The organism is Sphingomonas sp. (assembly GCF_051962185.1).
Lineage (GTDB): Bacteria > Pseudomonadota > Alphaproteobacteria > Sphingomonadales > Sphingomonadaceae > Sphingomonas.
Genome location: NZ_JBQCCN010000129.1, coordinates 1 through 19,020, shown reverse-complemented (window position 1 = coordinate 19,020; position 19,020 = coordinate 1). Strand labels below are relative to the sequence as shown.

Annotated in this window: 17 protein-coding genes; 11 read left to right on the top strand and 6 right to left on the bottom strand. The window is 65.8% G+C overall.

Annotated elements, in window-relative coordinates; genetic code table 11:
* The 7 genes from ACTHJR_RS07425 to ACTHJR_RS07395 all read left to right on the top strand — a co-directional run.
* Window positions 1–801: histone deacetylase family protein (locus ACTHJR_RS07425; RefSeq protein ID WP_440522486.1), on the top strand; the 801-nt coding region annotated here is incomplete at its 5' end.
* Window positions 802–1,164: 363 nt separating this feature from the next.
* Window positions 1,165–3,141, top strand: coding sequence for a 2-oxoacid:acceptor oxidoreductase subunit alpha (locus ACTHJR_RS07420; RefSeq protein WP_440522485.1), 1,977 nt, complete (start codon window positions 1,165–1,167; stop codon window positions 3,139–3,141).
* Window positions 3,142–3,152: 11 nt separating this feature from the next.
* Window positions 3,153–4,187 (top strand): 2-oxoacid:ferredoxin oxidoreductase subunit beta, encoded by a 1,035-nt coding sequence (locus tag ACTHJR_RS07415; RefSeq protein WP_440522484.1) that lies wholly within the window; start codon window positions 3,153–3,155, stop codon window positions 4,185–4,187.
* A gap of 48 nt (window positions 4,188–4,235) precedes the next feature.
* Complete coding sequence (locus ACTHJR_RS07410) at window positions 4,236–4,634, top strand: GxxExxY protein (protein ID WP_440522483.1); 399 nt, start codon at window positions 4,236–4,238, stop codon at window positions 4,632–4,634.
* 55 nt (window positions 4,635–4,689) lie between these two features.
* Entirely contained in the window at window positions 4,690–6,063 is a 1,374-nt protein-coding gene (locus tag ACTHJR_RS07405; protein ID WP_440522482.1) for a cryptochrome/photolyase family protein, read from the top strand.
* Window positions 6,064–6,113: 50 nt separating this feature from the next.
* The gene (locus ACTHJR_RS07400) at window positions 6,114–7,340 is read left to right on the top strand and encodes a class I SAM-dependent methyltransferase (RefSeq protein WP_440522481.1); all 1,227 of its coding nucleotides are present in this window, start codon (window positions 6,114–6,116) and stop codon (window positions 7,338–7,340) included.
* The gene (locus tag ACTHJR_RS07395; RefSeq protein ID WP_440522480.1) at window positions 7,340–8,500 is read left to right on the top strand and encodes a serine hydrolase domain-containing protein; all 1,161 of its coding nucleotides are present in this window, start codon (window positions 7,340–7,342) and stop codon (window positions 8,498–8,500) included. Before ACTHJR_RS07400 ends, ACTHJR_RS07395 begins: the two co-directional genes overlap by 1 nt.
* Window positions 8,501–8,569: 69 nt before the next feature.
* Here the strand turns inward: ACTHJR_RS07395 and ACTHJR_RS07390 are convergent, their stop codons facing one another.
* The 3 genes from ACTHJR_RS07390 to purF all read right to left on the bottom strand — a co-directional run bounded on the left by ACTHJR_RS07390 (window position 8,570) and on the right by purF (window position 11,151).
* Window positions 8,570–8,704: a hypothetical protein gene (locus tag ACTHJR_RS07390; protein WP_440522479.1), complete on the bottom strand. Its 135-nt coding sequence runs from the start codon at window positions 8,702–8,704 to the stop codon at window positions 8,570–8,572.
* Window positions 8,705–8,975: 271 nt separating this feature from the next.
* A complete protein-coding gene (locus ACTHJR_RS07385; RefSeq protein ID WP_440522478.1) occupies window positions 8,976–9,683 on the bottom strand; it encodes an SDR family NAD(P)-dependent oxidoreductase in 708 nt (235 codons plus the stop codon).
* 10 nt (window positions 9,684–9,693) lie between these two features.
* The gene (gene purF, locus ACTHJR_RS07380) at window positions 9,694–11,151 is read right to left on the bottom strand and encodes an amidophosphoribosyltransferase (protein ID WP_440522477.1); all 1,458 of its coding nucleotides are present in this window, start codon (window positions 11,149–11,151) and stop codon (window positions 9,694–9,696) included.
* Window positions 11,152–11,269: 118 nt separating this feature from the next.
* Between purF and hisI the strand changes: the two genes are divergently transcribed.
* The 4 genes from hisI to ACTHJR_RS07360 all read left to right on the top strand — a co-directional run bounded on the left by hisI (window position 11,270) and on the right by ACTHJR_RS07360 (window position 14,570).
* Window positions 11,270–11,632, top strand: coding sequence for a phosphoribosyl-AMP cyclohydrolase (gene hisI / locus ACTHJR_RS07375; protein WP_440522476.1), 363 nt, complete (start codon window positions 11,270–11,272; stop codon window positions 11,630–11,632).
* A gap of 64 nt (window positions 11,633–11,696) precedes the next feature.
* Window positions 11,697–12,188, top strand: a complete 492-nt coding sequence (locus ACTHJR_RS07370) for a hypothetical protein (protein WP_440522475.1) — start codon at window positions 11,697–11,699, stop codon at window positions 12,186–12,188.
* A 148-nt stretch (window positions 12,189–12,336) separates the two neighbouring features.
* The gene (locus ACTHJR_RS07365) at window positions 12,337–12,765 is read left to right on the top strand and encodes a MerR family transcriptional regulator (protein WP_440522474.1); all 429 of its coding nucleotides are present in this window, start codon (window positions 12,337–12,339) and stop codon (window positions 12,763–12,765) included.
* Between the two features lie 2 nt (window positions 12,766–12,767).
* Window positions 12,768–14,570 (top strand): acyl-CoA dehydrogenase C-terminal domain-containing protein, encoded by a 1,803-nt coding sequence (locus tag ACTHJR_RS07360; RefSeq protein WP_440522473.1) that lies wholly within the window; start codon window positions 12,768–12,770, stop codon window positions 14,568–14,570.
* Window positions 14,571–14,579: 9 nt separating this feature from the next.
* Here ACTHJR_RS07360 and ACTHJR_RS07355 read toward each other — a convergent pair whose 3' ends face one another.
* The 3 genes from ACTHJR_RS07355 to cysK form a co-directional block, all read right to left on the bottom strand.
* Window positions 14,580–16,160, bottom strand: a complete 1,581-nt coding sequence (locus ACTHJR_RS07355; protein ID WP_440522472.1) for an ArnT family glycosyltransferase — start codon at window positions 16,158–16,160, stop codon at window positions 14,580–14,582.
* A 242-nt stretch (window positions 16,161–16,402) separates the two neighbouring features.
* Window positions 16,403–17,791 (bottom strand): cell wall hydrolase, encoded by a 1,389-nt coding sequence (locus ACTHJR_RS07350; RefSeq protein ID WP_440522471.1) that lies wholly within the window; start codon window positions 17,789–17,791, stop codon window positions 16,403–16,405.
* Between the two features lie 159 nt (window positions 17,792–17,950).
* Window positions 17,951–18,871: a cysteine synthase A gene (cysK, locus tag ACTHJR_RS07345; protein ID WP_440522470.1), complete on the bottom strand. Its 921-nt coding sequence runs from the start codon at window positions 18,869–18,871 to the stop codon at window positions 17,951–17,953.
* Window positions 18,872–19,020 lie beyond the last annotated feature (149 nt).

Here is a 19,020-nt window from a genome sequence, read left to right as displayed (position 1 = left end):
CGCGCCGAAGGCGATCGCATCGCCTGGTTCGAACCCGAGGCGATGCCGCGGCACCGGATCGAGGCGGCGCACGATCCCGATTATGTCGCCGAAGTGATCGAAGCGCGGGTGCCGCGCGAGAAGGAGCGGCGAATCGGCTTTTCGGTCAACCCGACCGTCGCCTGGCGCGCGCAGGTCGTACCTGGCGGCACGTATCTCGCCGCGCTGCTTGCGCTCGACCGCGGCTTCGCTGCCAACAGCGCGGGCGGTAGCCATCATGCGCTCGCAGATACCGGCGCGGGTTATTGCGTGTTCAACGACCTCGCCATCGCCGCGATCCGGCTGGCGGCGGACGGGCTGCGCGTGCTGGTGGTCGATTGCGACGTGCATCAGGGCGACGGCACCGCCGCGCTGACCGCCGGTCATCCCGACATCGCGACCTATTCGATCCATGCCGAGAAGAATTTCCCCGTGCGCAAGGCGCGCTCGACGCTCGACGTGCCGCTCGCGGACGGTTTGGGCGACCAAGCCTATCTCGAAACGTTGGAAGCGACCCTGGCGCCGATGCTCGATGCCGAGCGGCCTGATCTCCTGCTCTACCAGGCGGGGGTCGACCCGTTCGGCGGTGATCGCCTGGGCCGACTCGCCTTGACCGAAGAGGGGTTGGTGCAGCGCGAGCGCCTCGTAGCGCGGCTGGCGATCGAGCGCGGACTGCCGCTCGCGAGTACGGTCGGCGGAGGTTATGGAGAAGACGTGCTGGCGATCGCGCGGCGGCATGTCACGGCGATCCTGACGCTGGGGGAAGCATTTTCGCGCGGCTGATACGGAGTTGGCGTCTTTTTCGGGTTCTCGCCAGCCCAGCATTACAACGTCACCCCGGCCTTGTGCCGGGGTCTGCCGCGCCTCAAGTCATGTCGTTCGCCGTGGCTGGACTGACCGACCGAGTTCGACTTGCCTTCGCCATTCGTGAGGCTTGTTGCCCGGCGGATCCCGGCACGAGGCCGGGATGACGGGTTGGGGCTGGGACGAACGTCGGCGGTCGATCATATCCGTTGTCGTCGGGACATTTCGTTTCGCCGGTATGGCAAAGAACGGTTTTCACGGGGATGTAATGTAACTACCTTGGCCGCCAGGGGCCCGGCGCATAAGAGACCCCCGAACACGACCGCAGGATATTGTGCTGACATGGCGACCGCCGTCCACGAAGTGACGCCCGCAGAGGCGTCGGCCCACCCACCCGCAGAATCGATCGTCGTCCGTTTTGCTGGAGATTCCGGCGACGGCATGCAGTTGACCGGGGGACAGTTCACGCTGTCTACCGCGCTCGCCGGCAACGATTTGTCGACCTTCCCCGATTTCCCCGCCGAGATCCGTGCGCCGCAGGGCACGCTGTTCGGCGTCTCCGCCTTCCAGATCAATTTCGGGTCGGACTCGATCGAGACCGCGGGCGACGCCTATGACGTGCTCGTCGCGATGAACCCGGCGGCGCTCAAGACCAACGTCCAGGAATTGAAGACCGGCGGCCTGGTCATCGCCGACACCGGCGAATTCACCGAGCGCAACCTCGCCAAGGCCAAATACGACGCCAACCCGATCGACGACGGCAGCCTGGCGAAGTGGCAAGTGCTGGCGTTCGACATCTCGGCGTTGACGGTAGAGGCGGTCAAGCCGTTCGGGCTGGGCAACAAGGAAGCGTTGCGCTGCAAGAACATGTGGACGCTGGGGCTCGCGCTCTGGATGTTCGATCGCGACCGCCAGCCGCTGATCGACTGGCTCAAGGCCAAGTTCGCCAAGGATCCCAATCTCGCCGAGGCCAATATCGCCGCGCTCAATGCCGGGCATGCCTATGGCGAGACCGCCGAGCTGTCGGGGCCGCTCAAGCAGCATTACGTGCCCGCCGCGCCCGCTGAACCGGGCCTCTACCGCACCGTCACCGGGGCGGAGGCGATCTCGATGGGCCTCGTCGCCGGCGCACAGCTCGCCAATCTGCCGATGTTCTTCGGCGGCTATCCGATTACGCCGGCCTCGGCGATCCTGCATCATTTGTCGCGGCTGAAGGAATTCGGCGTCACGACGTTCCAGGCGGAAGACGAGATCGCCGCGGTCGCCAGTGCGATCGGCGCCTCTTACGCCGGCCAGCTCGGCATCACCTCGTCGTCGGGGCCGGGCATCGCGCTCAAGGGCGAGGCGATCGGTCTCGCGATCATGACCGAATTGCCCCTGGTCATCGTCAATTCGCAGCGCGGCGGGCCGTCGACGGGCCTGCCGACCAAGACCGAGCAATCGGACCTCTACCAAGCGGTCTATGGCCGTAACGGCGACGCGCCGATGCCGGTCATCGCCGCCCGCTCGCCGGCCGACGCGTTCGAGGTGGCGATCGAGGCGTGCCGGATCGCCACGCAATATATGACGCCCGTCATGCTGTTGACGGACGGCTACATCGCCAATGCCGCCGAGCCGTGGAAAGTGCCCGACGTCAGCGCCTATGAGCCGTTCCCGGTCGAGTTCCTCGAGACCGCGCCGGAAAGCGGCTTCCTGCCTTATGGTCGCGACGAAAAGCTGGCGCGGCCGTGGGTCAAGCCGGGCACGCCGGGCCTGCTCCACCGCATCGGCGGCATCGAGAAGAAGCAGGGCACCGGCAATATCGATTACGCCCCCGCCAACCACCAGGAAATGACCAACACCCGCAAGGCGAAGGTCGACGGCATCAAGATCCCCGACCAGGCGATCGAGATCGGCAATCCCGGCGGCAAGCTGGCGGTGATCGGCTGGGGCTCGACCTTCGGCCCGATCCATCAGGCGGTGAAGCGGGCGCGAGGCCGCGGCCTCGACGTCAGCCATATCCACTTGCGCCACATCTGGCCGATGCCGGCCAATCTGGGCGATCTGCTCAAGGGTTACGAAAAGATCCTCGTACCGGAAATGAACACTGGCCAGCTCAAGACGGTGCTGCGCGACCAGTATCTGGTCGACGCCAGGCCGCTCAACAAGGTTTCGGGTCAGCCCTTCCGTATCGCCGAGATCGAAGCCGCGATCGATGCGATCCTCGCCGGCGGATCGGGTGGCGACGTGCCGGCCGATCGCACGCAATTGCCCAATCCGGTTGCCGGCCATGACGATGGCCACACCAAGCCAGGCGCGCTGTCGCCGCAGTCGCGCTGAAGGACTCGCCCATGAACGACATGACTCCACCGCAAAAGTCGCTGCCCAAGGATTGGGAAAGCGACCAGGAAGTGCGCTGGTGCCCGGGCTGCGGCGATTATGCCGTGCTCAAGGCGGTGCAGCGGACCATGCCGGAAATCGGCGCGCGGCCCGAGAACACGGTGTTCGTCAGCGGCATCGGCTGCTCGTCGCGCTTTCCCTATTATATGGAGACCTATGGTTTCCACACGATCCACGGCCGCGCGCCGGCGATCGCGACGGGGGTCAAGCTCGCCAATCCGGAACTCGACGTGTGGATCATCACCGGCGACGGCGACGCGCTGTCGATCGGCGGCAACCACACGATGCATCTGTTGCGGCGCAACCTCAATTGCCAGGTCCTGTTGTTCAACAACGAGATTTACGGCCTGACCAAGGGGCAATATTCGCCGACCAGCCGCGTCGGCACGCGCAGCCCCTCGACTCCGTTCGGCTCGGTCGACCGCCCGGCGCGGCCTTGCGCCTTCGCGTTGGGGTCGGGCGCGCGGTTCGTCGCGCGCGGTATCGACGTGCACAAGAACCTGCCGTCGGTGTTCAAGGCGGCCTATGCGCATCAGGGCGCGGCGTTCGTCGAGATCTTCCAGAATTGCATCGTCTATAATGACGACGTGTTTGCGGCCTTCACCGACAAGGCCAATGCGCCCGGCCATCAATTATGGGTCGAGCACGGCCAGCCCCTGCTGTTCGCGAACGGCACCAAGGGCCTAGCGATGGACACCGAGCGGCTGGTGCTCAAGGTCGTCGACGTGGTCGACGGCGACTGGCAAGGCGCGCACGTCGCGGTCCATGACCAGACCAACCGTGGCCTCGCGCATATGCTGGTCGAGATGCAGTTCGGGCCGTTTCCGATGGCCTTGGGCGTACTCTACAACGATCCCGCCCCGACCTTCGACAGCGCCGTCATCACCCAGAACCGCCAGGCGAGCGAAGGCAAGACTGCCAACCTGCAGAAACTGCTGAGCCAGGGTCAGACGTGGCAGGTCGACAAGCAGCCGCGGCCCGAGTGATTTTCTGTAGATCGCACAAAGACACGAAGCCACGAAGAGGCAGGGTCTTTGTCGGGCGATCTTGAAGAACTGGCGCGAATTGCCGTCGATTGCGGGTTCAAGTTGCACGAGGCGCTCGGACCTGGGTTGCTCGAGTCCGTCTATGAGGCTTGTCTCTTTCAAAGCCTCGCTTCGCGAGGCTTGGATGTCGAACGGCAGAAGATTGTGCCAATCCGTTACGAGGGACTCGTTCTAGACGAGGGATTTCGTGTCGATTTGGTTGTCGAGCGACAATTGCTGATCGAGCTGAAATCGACCGAAAGCCATGCCCCGGTCCATGCGAAGCAGGTAATCACCTATCTCCGGCTGATGGATTTGCCGCTCGGCCTGCTGATGAATTTCGGCGCCGCAACCTTTAAAGAAGGCGTGCGTAGGATCGCCAACAACTACTTTGCGCCTCAGCGGTGAAACCATCTTCGTGCCTTAGCGTCTTTGTGCGAGTCTTCTTCCGAAACCCAGCAACGTGACCGCCCCGACCCTTCTCTGGTTTCGTCAGGATCTGCGCCTCGGCGATCAGCAGGCGTTGACGGCGGCGGCGCATGAGGGGCCCGTCGTGCCCGTCTATGTCCTCGACGACGAAACGCCGAAGCATCGCCGAATGGGCGCCGCCTCACGCTGGTGGTTGCATCACAGTCTCGACGCGCTCGACAAGGCGCTGCGGGAGAAGGGATCGCGGCTGATCCTGCGGCGCGGCAAATGCGACGAGGAACTCGCCAAGGTCGCCGAGGAGGTCGGTGCGGGTGTGGTCCATGCGGTCCGGCATTACGAACCATGGTGGCGCAACGCCGAACGCGCGGTGGGCAAGCTACTCGATCTCGAGTGCCACGACGGCAATTACCTCGCTCCGCCGGGCTCGATCGCCAGCGGGAGCGGCGATCCTTACAAAATCTACACCCCGTTCTGGCGGGCGCTGCGCGACGTCGTGCCGCCCGCTCATCCGCTCGACCGGCCGCGCGACATCCCGGCACCCGCATCCTGGCCGAAGAGCGACATGCTGGCCGATTGGAACCTGCTCCCCACCAAGCCCGATTGGGCAAAGGCGTTCGCCGGGGAATGGACACCGGGCGAAATCGGCGCCCATGAACGGGTCGACGATTTCGTCGACGAGGTCGTGGATTATGACGAGCGCCGCAACCTGCCGTCCGTCGAGGGCAGTTCGCGCCTCTCGCCGCACCTCCATTTCGGCGAGGTGTCGCCCGGCTACGTCTGGCGTCGGCTGGCTGGGAAGGGCGACTCGGTCGGCGTTTTCCTGAGCGAGCTCGGCTGGCGCGATTACGCCGCGAACGTGATCCTGCAATTGCCGGACTATGGCGCGAAGAACGGACGCGAACGGTTCGATGATCTGCCCTGGCGCTCGGGCAAGGCGGCGCGGGACGATTTGCGCGCGTGGCAGCGCGGCGAGACGGGCTATCCGATCGTCGATGCCGGGATGCGCCAGCTCTGGGCGACCGGCTGGATGCACAATCGCGTGCGGATGATCGCCGCGTCGTTCCTGATCAAGCATTTGCTGATCGACTGGCGTGAGGGCGAGCGCTGGTTCTGGGACACGTTGGTCGATGCCGACTACGGCAACAATAGCGTCAATTGGCAATGGGTCGCCGGCACCGGGATCGACGCCAATATGTGGGGCCGGATCATGGCGCCGCTGGTGCAGTCGGAGAAGTTCGACGCCGGCGACTATATCCGCCAGTGGGTGCCCGAACTCACCGCCGTTCCCGATCCGGCGATCCACGACCCGGAGGAAGCCGGGTGCCGGCCGAACGCCTATCCGGCCAAGCTGATCGGGCACCGTGAGGCACGCGAACGTGCTTTGGCGGCAGGCAAAAAGGTACGATAATCTGCCCGAATCGCTTGGCGAACCGTGCATGACGTGCTTTGAGACGACCCATGGATGCGCCGAGGACTGACCGGGGGCAGCGCAGCCGCGGAGGACCGCTCGCCTTGATCGGGCGGCCGCTGTTGGCGCGCATCGACAAAAGCCTCGATCAGGGCGCGATTACCGTTTCGTTGCCCGACCGCGATGCGCCGATCCGGCTCGGCGGCCGCGGTCCCGGGCCGGAAGCGATCGTCATCCTCAGGAGTTGGCGTGCCTTGTGGCGGCTGGCGACCGGAGGGTCGTCGGGCTGGTACGAGGCCTGGGCCGCGAACGAATGGGAAAGTCCCGACCCGGTGGCGCTGTTCGAGGTCTTCTCGCTCAATCGCCACAGCCTTGCCGGCACCGGTCGCGCGCACGGCCTGTCGCGGCTGTTGCGCCGGCTGTGGCACAAGGCGCATCGCAACGATCGGGCCGGCGCGCGCCGCAACATTCACGAGCATTACGATCTGGGGAACGAGTTCTACGAATTGTGGCTCGACCCGACGATGACCTATTCGAGCGCCATCTTCCATCGCCCGGACGAGCATCTCGACGACGCGCAGCGAACCAAGCTCGAGGCGATTCTCGACCGCACCGCGACGCGGCCGGGCGATCGCATCCTGGAGATCGGCTGCGGCTGGGGCTCGTTCGCCGAGACCGCGGCCAAGGCTGGTGTCGGCGTCCATGGCATCACCCTGTCGACCGAACAGAAGGCCTATGCCGAAGCGCGGATGGCGCGACAGGGGCTCGACGGAGTTGACATCGAGCTGGTCGACTATCGCGACGTTGCGGGCACCTATGACGGCGTCGCCAGCATCGAGATGGTCGAGGCGGTGGGCGAGGAATATTGGCCCGACTATCTCGCCGCGATCGCCCGCGCGCTCAAGGCCGGCGGCCGCGCGGCGATCCAGTATATCGCGATCGATGACACGATGTTCGAAGGCTATGCCCGCAACGTCGACTTCATCCAGCGCTACATCTTCCCCGGCGGCATGCTGCTGTCGGAAAGTCGCTTCCAGGACCTCGCCGAAAAGGTCGGGCTGGCGTGGCGCGATCGTCATGCCTTCCGGCTCGATTATGCCGAGACGCTGAAGCGCTGGCGCGAAGCGTTCGACGCGGTCGTCGCGGCAGGCAAGTTGCCGGAGAGGTTCGACAAGCATTTCATCGGCTTGTGGCGATTCTATCTGATGTATTGCGAAGGCGGATTCCGCGGGGGCGGGATCGAAGTGGCGCAGGTGACGCTCGTCAAGGAGGGGTGATGAAGGGGATAGGTCTGGCCGCCGCGCTCGTGTTGGCGGGCGTGGCATCGGCGCAATCGGTCACGGTCACGCCCGACAATGCCGCCAAATTGCGCCAGGTCGGCGCCGAGGTGCTGTTCTGGAGCCAGGCACAGCGCGACCAGAATTTCCGCGAGATGGAGAAGATCTTCCCCGGCCATGTCGTCAAGGCCGGTGGCAAAGTCCGCCCGCTGCCCGCCGGCAAGCCGCTTCCGATCGCCGAAGCCGACGTCAAGGCCGCGATGGCTGACCTCAACGTCGCCGGGCTGATCGTCGTCCAGGACGGCAAGGTCCGGCTCGAACGCTATGGCCTTGGCTATGGCCCGGAAGGGCGCTGGACCAGTTTCTCGGTCGCCAAGTCGTTCACCTCGACCCTGGTCGGCGCGGCGATCCGCGACGGCTACATCAAGTCGATCGACGATCCGGTGACGCGCTACATCCCCGACCTCGCCGGCGGCGGCTATGACGGCGTGACGGTGCGCCAGTTGCTGACCATGACCTCGGGCGTGAAGTGGAACGAGGATTATACCGATCCCAAGTCCGACGTCGCGCGGATGTTCTCCGACGACGTGCCGGCGGGGCAGGACCCGACGGTCTGGTACATGAAGAGGCTGCCGCGCGAGAGCGCGCCGGGGACGAAGTGGGTCTACAAGACCGGCGAGACCAATCTGATCGGCGTGTTGGTCGAGCGCGCGACGAAGAAGACCCTCGCCGACTATCTGACCGAGAAGGTGTGGAAGCCCTGGGGCATGGAGCGCGACGCGTTCTGGATGACCAATGCCGCGGGCAGCGAGGTCAGCGGCTGCTGCCTCTCGGTATCGCTGCGCGATTACGCGCGGATGGGCTTGTTCGCGCTGTCGGGCGGCAAGGGCGTGGTGCCCGACGACTGGTTCGCGCATGCCACCACCAACCAGGTGCCGCTGCCCAAGGACGAGGGCGGGTTCGGCTATGGCTATCAATGGTGGACGGTGCCCGGAGGCCGCTTCGCCGCGATCGGCATCTTCGGGCAGAGCATCATGGTCGACCCGGCGAAGAAGCTGGTCGTGGTGATGTCGGGATCGTGGCCGGCGGCGACGGGGGAGAAACTGTCGGTGGCGCGCGCGGCGTTCTGGGGGAAAGTCGAGGCGGCGGCGGACAAGTAAGGCTGGGACTGGGGCAGCCACACCTCCACCGTCACCCCGGCCTTGTGCCGGGGTCTGCCGTGCCGCAAGTCATGGCCGAAGAGGAGGAAGGCCAAACCCCACCGCAAGGTCATTCCACATCGGGTTAAGCTCTTCGATCAAATTGTATTTATACTCGCGCGGCCAGCGCTTGATCTGCTTCTCGCGCTTGATGACCGCCTCCATCGTTTCGCCTGTCGCGTATCAGACCAGCCGATGGATACCGTATCGTTTGGTGGAGCCGTCGAACGTGCCCTCACGATGTTGGATGACGCGTCCAACCAGGTTTGAGGAAACGCCGGTGTGGAGGGTGCTGTGGTACGCCTTCGCCATAAGATAGACGCAAGGGGTCCGCTCAACTTGCACCGGCATAGTCTGCCGCCCGGCAGACCCCGGCACAAGGCCGGGGTGACGGTTGTAGGGAGGTGCGCGCGGGGGGGGGTAAATACCCAGTCTCTCAGCCGACCTGTTCGACATGCCCCGACGCGAAGTCGCTCGCGACCAGCTCGACGATCTTTTCCGCAACCGCCTCGGGCGGCTTTACGCTCGCCGGGTCCTCCCCGGGATACGCCCGGGCGCGCATCTCCGTTCGGGTCGCGCCGGGATCGAGCACGGCCACGCGGACGTTGCTGATCCCCTCGACTTCCTCGCCATAGGCCTGGACCAAAGTCTCGAACGCCGCCTTGGACGCGCCGTATGCGCCCCAGAAGGCGCGTGGCTGGCGGCCGACCTTGGACGTGATCGCAACCACCCGCGCGCGCTTCGATTTGCGCAGGGCCGGATCGAACGCGGCGAGCAGCGCCTGTTGCGCGCTGACGTTGAGCGTCAGCACCTTGGCGAATTCCTTGGAGTCGATCGCCTGCACGGCCGACAGCGAGCCGAGCGTCGCGGCGTTGAGCACGAGGATGTCGAGCGCGCCCCAGCGCTCGGCAACCGCGCCGGCCAGCCGGGCGATGCTGTCGCTCTCGATCAGGTCGAGCGGCGCGATCGTCGCGGTACCGCCGGCGGCGTGGATCGCTTCCTCGACTTCCTCCAGCGCGCCGGCGGTGCGCGCGGTCAGCACGACATGCGCGCCTTCCGCGGCGAGCGCCCTGGCGGTGGCGGCGCCGATCCCCCGGCTCGCGCCGGTCACGAGCGCGAGCTGTCCTTCGAATCGCTTGGTCATTTGATCCCGTTTATTCCGCGGCTTCGGGGTGGAGGGCGAGCTGCTCGTCCAGATGTGCGTCGCTGTAATCGGTCAGCACCGTCGGATAATCGCCGGTGAAGCAGGCGTCGCAATATTTGGGCGCCGGACCATCGCGGCCGGCTTCGCCGAGCGCCTTGTAGAGCCCGTCGATCGAGACGAACGCGAGGCTGTCGGCATGGATGAAGTCGGTCATCCCCTCGACCGAGAAGCGCGATGCGAGGAGCTTCTCGCGCTCGGGCGTGTCGACGCCGTAGAAGCACGAATGCGTGGTCGGCGGCGACGCGATGCGCATATGCACTTCACGGGCGCCCGCCTCGCGCATCATCTCGACGATCTTCAGGCTGGTGGTGCCGCGGACGATCGAATCGTCGATCAGCACGATCGACTTGTCCTTGATCAGCGCGCGATTGGCATTGTGCTTGAGCTTCACGCCAAGGCGGCGGACTTCGGCGCCCGGCTGGATGAAGGTGCGGCCGACATAATGCGAGCGGATGATGCCGAGCTCGAACGGGATGCCCGATTGCTGGGCATAGCCGATCGCCGCGGGCACGCCCGAATCGGGCACCGGGATGACGAGGTCGGCCTCGACCGGCGCCTCGAGCGCGAGCTGCGCGCCGATCGCTTTGCGGACCGAATAGACGGACTGGTCGCCGGCGATCGAGTCGGGACGCGAGAAATAGACCCATTCGAAGATGCAGGGGCGCGGCGCGGCCTGACCGAACGGCCGCAGCGAGCGCAGCTTGCCGTCCTCGACGATGATCAGCTCGCCCGGCTCGACCGAGCGGACGAATTCGGCGCCGACCACGTCGAGCGCGACGGTTTCCGAGGCGAAGATGATCGATTCGCCCAGTTTGCCCATGACCAGCGGGCGAATGCCGAGCGGGTCGCGACATGCCATCATGCCGGTCGGGGTCAGCACGATCAGCGAATAAGCGCCCTCGACCCGGCGCAAGGCGTCGATGAACTTGTCGAGCGGATCGCGATACGAGCTGGTCGCGACGAGGTGGATGATGACTTCCGTATCGCTGGTCGACTGGAAGATCGCGCCGCGCTGGACGAGGTCGTTGCGCAGCCGGAAAGCGTTCGAGATATTGCCGTTATGCGCGACCGCGAAGCCGCCGGTGGCGAGCTCGGCATAAAGCGGCTGGACGTTGCGGAGCGAGGTTTCGCCGGTGGTCGAGTAACGGACATGGCCGCACGCGGTCTGCCCGCGCAGCCCGGCCATGATCTCGTCCTTGTCGAAATTGCCCGCGACATGGCCCATCGCACGGTGGCTGTGGAAATGCTGGCCGTCCCAACTGGTGATGCCGGCGGCTTCCTGGCCGCGATGCTGGAGCGCATGGAGGCCCAGCGCCACCAGCGCCGCCGCGCCGTCGGCGTCGGACACGCCGAAGATACCGCACTCCTCGCGGAGCTTGTCGTCGTCAAAGGGATTCGTGGTCAGCATGGGGTCCGGGCTGCTGTGGCGCTCGGCCATATAGTGACGCCTGTCCGGTTTGTCGCGCTTTTGTCACACGGATTGTGCGCATTTTGTCTCGACGCGTCGGCGGGCTAGGGGAAGGAGCATGACCGACTCGCGCGAAACCGGGCTCAAGCTCGATCCGAAATGGGGTGCCGACGGGCTGATCACCGCGGTGGTCACCGATGGCGCGACGGGCGAGGTGCTGATGCTCGCGCACATGAATGCGGACGCGCTGACGGCGACGTTGGAGAGTGGCGAGGCCACCTTCTGGTCGCGCAGCCGCGGCGAATTGTGGCGCAAGGGCGCGACCTCGGGGAATGTGATGCGCGTGCGCGACGTCAGGATCGATTGTGATCAGGACGCGGTGTGGCTGATCGTCGATCCGGCGGGGCCGGCGTGTCACACGGGGGAGCGATCGTGCTTCTATCGCCGCGTGACGAAGGACAGGCTGGAACGGATTGGCTGAAGTGGCGCGGAACGCCGGCTCTCCGCTGTTTACGCCTCCCCGGCGAAGGCCGGGGCCCAGTTTCGTGACGTCCGATGCGGCGCTAGGTCCTCTCCAACCAAAGGCGCCGATCCTGGGCCCGGGCCTTCGCCGGGGAGGCGTATCCGCGCGCACGGTCGGGGCGCTGACCGCTCTGCTGACATTGATGGCCTGTCACGGCAGCCAGCCGGTTCCCCAAGCCACCGCCACGCCCACCGGCCTCGAAGCCGCCGCGATCGAAGCCGGCATCATCGACGATCCCGCCAATACCGACCCGACCGGCCTCTACCAGCGCGATCGCGACCGCATTTGCGTGGTGCCGAGCGCGCGGGCGTTCCACATCGGCCTCTATGTCGATTACGGCGACACCTATTATTGCAGCGGGCAGGGGGAAGCGACGCGCGCCGGCGAGACGCTGCACGTCGATCTCGCCAGCGCCCCAGGCTGCTCGTTCGACGCGGAATTCGAGGGCGACCGCATCGTCGTCCCCGGGCGGCTGCCCGATGCCTGCCAGAAAGCCTGTTCGCCCCGCGCCTAGCTCGCCGGGCTTAGCGCCGAGCGGATGAGCGATTCGCCGTCCGAGGCGGGGGCATTGCGCGACGGCAAAGGCCGGCTGCTCTGCGCACCCGACAAATGATCGCGCATCCCCTTTGACGTTAACGTCAAGCGGGAGTAAAAAAGCGGCCATGCCCTGGGTACCGTCCTATGCCGCCATCGAGCCGCTCCACGACCGGCACAGTTTCACCATCTCCGACCTGTCGGCGGAATTCGGCGTCACCGCGCGCGCGCTGCGGTTCTACGAGGATGAAGGACTGATCTCGCCCGAGCGACGCGGCACGCAGCGCATCTATTCGCACCGCGATCGCGCGCGGCTCGCCTGGATTCTGCGCGGCAAGCGCGTCGGCTTCTCGCTGACCGAGATTCGCGAGCTGATCGATCTCTACGATGTCGGCGACGGGCGGCGCACGCAGCGCCAGCGGACGATCGATCGCTGCAAGGAACGCGTCGACCTGCTCCACAACCAGAAGCGCGACATCGACGCCGCGCTGACCGAGCTCAACGATTTCATCGCGCTCCTCGAAGCGGGCGCGCGCGCCGACCATCAAAAGGACTGACCATGCCGCAATACACGCCGCCGGTGCGCGACACGCGCTTCGTGCTCGATCACGTGCTGGGGATCGACCGTTACGCTAACCTGCCCGGGTTCGAGAACGCGACGCCGGAAACGGTCGACGCGGTGCTCGAGGAAGGCGGGCGGTTCGTCGCCGAGGTGTTGTTCCCACTCAATCAGTCGGGCGATCTCGAAGGTTGCACGCGGCACGACGACGGCAGTGTGACGACGCCCAGGGGCTTCAAGGAGGCATATGCGCGGTTCGTAGAATCGGGCTGGGGGACTCTGTCCGCTCCGGCCGCGTTCGGCGGACAGGAAATGCCGCATGTCGTCTCGACTGCGTTCCAGGAGTTCATGATCTCCTCGAACATGGCGTTCGCCATGTATCCGGGGCTCACTCATGGGGCGATCGCGGCCTTGCTGGTCAAGGGAAGCCCCGAACAGCAGCAATTGTACGTGCCCAAGCTGGTGTCGGGCGAATGGGGCGGCACTATGAACCTGACCGAGCCGCAATGCGGCACCGATCTCGGCCTGATCCGCACCAAGGCCGAGCCGCAGGCCGACGGCTCCTATGCGATCACGGGGACCAAGATCTTCATCTCGGCCGGCGAGCACGACCTGACGAGCAACATCATCCACCTCGTGCTGGCGAAGACCCCGGGCGCGCCCGACAGCTCGAAGGGCATCTCGCTGTTCGTGGTGCCCAAGATCCTGGTCAATGCCGACGGCTCGCTCGGCGAGCGCAACGCGGTGTCGTGCGGGTCGATCGAGCACAAGATGGGCATCCATGGCAATTCGACCTGCGTCATGAATTACGATGGCGCCAAAGGCTGGCTGGTCGGCGAGGAGATGAAGGGCCTCGCGGCGATGTTCATCATGATGAACGCGGCGCGGCTCGGGGTCGGGCTTCAGGGGCTGGCGATCGGCGAGACGGCGTACCAGAACGCGGTGCAATATGCCCATGATCGCCGCCAGGGCCGCGCGCTGACCGGGCCGGCCGATCCCAATGAAAAGGCCGACACCTTGTTCGTCCACCCCGACGTGCGGCGCATGCTGATGGATGCCAAGGCATTGACCGAAGGTCTGCGCGCGCTTTGCCTGTGGGGCGCGCTCCAGGTCGATCTCGAACATGCCGCGGCGAGTGAGGAGGAGAAGCAACTCGCCGCTGATCTCGTCGGACTGCTGACCCCGGTGATAAAGGGCTATGGCACCGACAAGGGTTACGACATCGCGACCAACGCGCAGCAGGTCTATGGCGGGCACGGCTACATTCGCGAATGGGGGATGGAGCAATATGTCCGCGATGCCCGCATCTCGATGATCTACGAAGGCACCAATGGCGTCCAGGCGATGGACCTGGTCGGGCGCAAGCTCGCCGCCAATGGCGGGCGCGCGGTGCAAGCCTTGTTCAAGGTGGTCGGCGATGAGGTCGCCGCGGCCAAGAACGATCCCGCCACCGCCGATTTCGCCGCGCGCCTCGAAAAGGCCAATGGCGAGCTCCAGGCGGCGACCATGTGGTTCCTGCAGAACGGCATGACCAACCCCAACAATGTCGGGGCCGGCGCGCACAGCTACATGCACCTGATGGGCATCGTCGCGGTCGGCCTGATGTGGCTGCGCATGGCGGTCGCCGCGGCCAGGCTGAAGGCGGCGGGCGAGGGCGACGCGGCGTTCCTCGACGCCAAGCTGATCACCGCGCGTTATTATGCCGAGCGAATCATGCCCGACGCGGGCGCGCTCCGCCGCAAGATCGAGGGTGGGGCGGAAGCGCTGATGGCATTGCCAGCGGAGATGTTCGCAACCGCCTGATCGTCGCCGTTAACGCTGCGCCAGCTGCTCCGGCTCGAGCCGGTAGAGCTGGCGCACGCGCGGGCCGATCGGGATTTCCATCACCAAAGCGTAGTGATTGCCGAGTGCCCGGTCGACGATCGCGGCGTCGGCGCGGTTGGTGAGTCCGCTATCGGGCCCGCGTGTGGTGATTACCCAGCTCGGGCGCTGCTCCATGATCCGGCGAGTCTCGGCGACGGCGTTGACGCCCAAGGCGTTGGTCTCTCGGCGATTGGCGAGGTGCGGCGGGAAGGGCCAGCGCGTCAGCAGGCACGATTGCGTGAGATGATAGATGATCGGGTCGCCGTCGAAGATATAGACGCAGCCCTTGGGGTGCTGGCCGATCATCGCCACCATCGGCGCGACCGTGGCCCAGTCACCACGCTTCCTGACGTCGCGCCACACGTTGAGCGTCCCCGCGATCAGGGCGGCGACGATCAGTACGACCCCGACTCGCGGTCCGACGCGGCGTAATCCGAGCAGGGGCGCGGCGACGAGGCAGAGCGGCGCGTAGAGCGGCAGCGCGTAATGATCGAAATAGCTGCCGAAGGCGATGACGGCGGCGCAGGCGCATGCCGCCCAACTGAGGGAGAAATACAGTGCCGACCGTCCCTCGGTATCCCTGTTGGCGAACGGTGCCAGGCAGCCGGCGACGATCAAGGGCGCAGTGAAGGCGACCATTCCCCAGAAGCGGCCGAGCGTCTGGTCGACAGGATCCCCGGAACGGAGGAAGATCGACCAGAAATTGGCAAAGAGAAAATCCTGGCCGTGGCCGGCAAGGCAATAGGCGGCAAAGGCGACGGCGGTCGGCAGCAACGCGATCGATGCCCACAAGGCGCTTTCGGCAAGGGCGACGAACACCGAAGATCGCCGCCTTAGCGACAGGGCCATGAGGACGACACCGAAGAAGAACCCTTCGAAGACCGCGCTGTATTTGATCTGAATGGCGATGCCGACTAGCAGCATCGCGAGCGCGCCCTGTCCGCGCAGGCGGCGGGCGGCATCTTCCCTGTCCGCCGCGACCAGCCGCAACATGATCAGCGCTGCTGCGGCCATCGGTAAATTGTAGAACACGGGAGCTTGGCCGCCGATGCCACCCATGATCGGCAGGCAAAGGATGTAGAGGATACCGGCGAACAGCGCCCCCGATGGCGGTGCGATGATCCGCGCCATGCGTTCGATGACGAATGCCGTCGCCGCGACCGACAGCATCTCCGCGATCTGGTAGCTGAGGATACCCGTGCCTCCGAGCGCCCGCAGTCCCGCATAGAGGACGAACAGTCCGACCGGTTTGCGATCCCATATGCCGATAAACGGCCAGGCGCCGTGGAGCATGTGATCGCCGGTGAAGAGATAGAATTGTTCGTCGACCTGGATCACCGGATTGCCGAACAAGGGCGCGCGGCTCGCCAGGGCGACAATCAGCAGCAGGACCGCCCGGACCCACCATTGATCGGTACCGCGCCGCGCCAGACCGCCGACACCGGGCCAGCTCGCGACGCGAAAAAGAGGATTGTCGAAAGGCGGCGCTACGAAGCGGGCGGACCCAGCGCTCGACGTGCGATCATGCATTCAATTGGGGTCCCGACATAAGCTACACAACTCCCCTCGCCGAACGGCCGCCGCCGCCACGCCGCTTTCTCCGTCCAATCGGAATAACGTTGCCGACGGCGTGTAACATCATTCTCATGACGAAAATCTCGGGAAGGAGCGCATGTTCCGGCACGTCTGACTGGCGGCGCACCGGCTGATCGGCTGTGCAAGGAGGTTATCGGGTCGGCGATGACAAGGTAAACAAGGCGAGGCGGTCGATCCTAGGGGCGATCGGGAAGCGACGCGGTCGCCCGCGGCACGGGCGTAGCGGCCGGCTTTGGCTGCGTTCCCTCGGCAGCCTTTCGCCGCACGCCGCTCAACCCATCGGGCGCGGCCGCTGCCGTCGGCTTTACCGAGAAGGTCATCGTCGACGGCGCGGCACCGGGCTTGCCTGTCGACATGGGCGGGGTGAGGGGGCGTGTGCCGGGGAGCGGTGTGGTCGGCTGCGGCACGCCCAGCACCTGGAGCTTCATGCACTCGCCCTTGGACGCGCGCTTGAACTGGCCGCAATTCCACAATGCCTTTTCATAGCCGTGCGCCTTGTCGCGCAGATAGCTGAACGACATGGTCGCGATCTGCGCCTGGCCGAGCGGCAGGCTGGCCGGCGTGTGCTTCTTGTCGGTCCACGCCATCAGCTTGCAATAGTCGCGCGCGCCGCACGCCTTCATCGCGACGGCGGGAAAGGTATCGGCGCCGGCACGGGCGTCGAGCGTGACGAGGAAACTGTTGGGATCGATCGACAGCGGTGATCCGCCGGCTTCGCCCGCGGTCGGCGCGCTTTCGATCTCGGCCGGGGCGACACTGGCGAGATCGACCGCCCCCGTATGCGCGCTCGACAGGCCGGCCAGCATCGCGATGTTGGGTACGACGCCCGACACGCGTTTCACGAACGCCGCCGGCGTGCCCCACCAACCGGTCCAGCGGAAGAACAGATGGGTCTCGACCGCGGCGATCTTGTCGAGGCTCGAGCTCCAGTACGGCACGACCCAATCCGTATGGTAATGGGTGGCATAGCCGACCTTGGCGAAGACCGAGCCGTTGAGCGCGGCGATCGCCAGGTCGCGGGCGCGCTTCCAGGCGACCGGGCTCGGATGCCAACGACTCATCGCGCCGTCGCAGGCGAAGGTGAACTGACAGCCGGTGTTGCGGTCCGACCCCTGGAACACCACGCCGCACACCGATTTGGGAAAAGCGGGATGCCGGACGCGGTTGAGCACCACTTGCGCCACCGCCCGCTCGCCTTCGGCATCGTCGCCCGCTTCGTAGAGCTCGGCGGCTGCCAGGCAGTCGATCGCGCGCAGTCGGGCGTCGGTGGAGCCCGAGAAGACGAACGGACGCGCCGCGGGATTGGGCAAGGTCGAGAAGGGGACAGTGGCGTTGAACGCGCGCGCGGCATTGGGGTCGACCGACTGGAATTCGACCGGCTCGACCGGCGGCAGTTCGGTGCGCGGCACGACGCGGCGCGGCACGATGACTACGCCCTTGGGCACCGGACGGACCGGCGGCATCAGCGTGACGATCGCAGCCGGAAGGACGACCAGCAGGATCGCCACCGCGCCCAACATCAGGCGCAGCGCAAGCGAAGGGGTCTTGGTCGTCGGCTCGGTCAAGTCATTACCTGGTGAGGGAGGGCGCGCACGCACCGCACGCGGTTGCGCGGGCGCAGGCCCTTAGCGCAAAGCGTCGCTCGCCAAAACCCCGGAGGCCGGATTTGTTCCCGTACAGCGGGACGGCGCCGACCCGTCGCGCGGGTCGGCACGTCGCGCGGATCAGCTTTCGGGCAGGAAATCGGGGACCGACAGATAGCGCTCGCCGGTATCGTAATTGAAGCCGAGTACCCGGCTGCCGGCGGGCAAATCGGCGAGCTTCTGCTGGATCGCGGCGAGCGTCGCGCCCGAGCTGATCCCGACGAGCATGCCCTCTTCGCGCGCTGAGCGGCGGGCCATTTCCTTCGATTCCTCGTTGCCGACCTTGATCACCCCGTCGAGGACCTGGGTATGCAGGTTGGCGGGAATGAAGCCGGCGGCGAGGCCCTGGATCGGGTGCGGGCCCGGCTGGCCGCCGGAGATGACCGGCGACGCCTCGGGCTCGACCGCATAGACCTTGATGTCGGGCCAATGCTTTTTCAGCACCTCGCCGACGCCGGTGATATGCCCGCCGGTGCCGACCCCGCTGATCAGTACGTCGATCGGCGAATCGGCGAAGTCACGCAGGATTTCCTCTGCTGTCGTCCGAACATGCACGTCGATGTTCGCAGGATTTTCGAACTGCTGCGGCATCCAGGAATTGGGCGTCTGTTCGATCAGTTCCAACGCGCGCTCGATCGCGCCCTTCATGCCCTTTTCGCGCGGTGTCAGGTCGAATTGCGCGCCATAGGCCAGCATCACCCGACGGCGCTCGAGCGACATCGATTCGGGCATGACCAGGATGATCTTGTAGCCCTTGACCGCGGCGACCATAGCGAGACCGACGCCGGTATTGCCGCTGGTCGGCTCTATGATCGTGCCGCCCGGCTTGAGCTTGCCGTCGCGCTCGGCCGCCTCGACCATGCTGAGCGCGATGCGGTCCTTGATCGAGCCGCCGGGATTGGCGCGCTCCGATTTGATCCACACCTCGTTACCGGGGAACAGCCGCTGGATGCGGATGTGCGGCGTGTTGCCGATCGTTTCCAGGATGGTGTTGGCCTTCATGGTGTGACGACTCCGTGTTCGGGGGTGGTGAGGTTCCAAGTCCGGTCGGGGCAGGGCTGTGATCGCCCGGCGAAGGCCGCTGGCAAGGAGCGCAGCGCAGTCGCGTAGCCGAAGCTACGCGCAAGCAAGCGACGTAGTCCAGCGGCCTT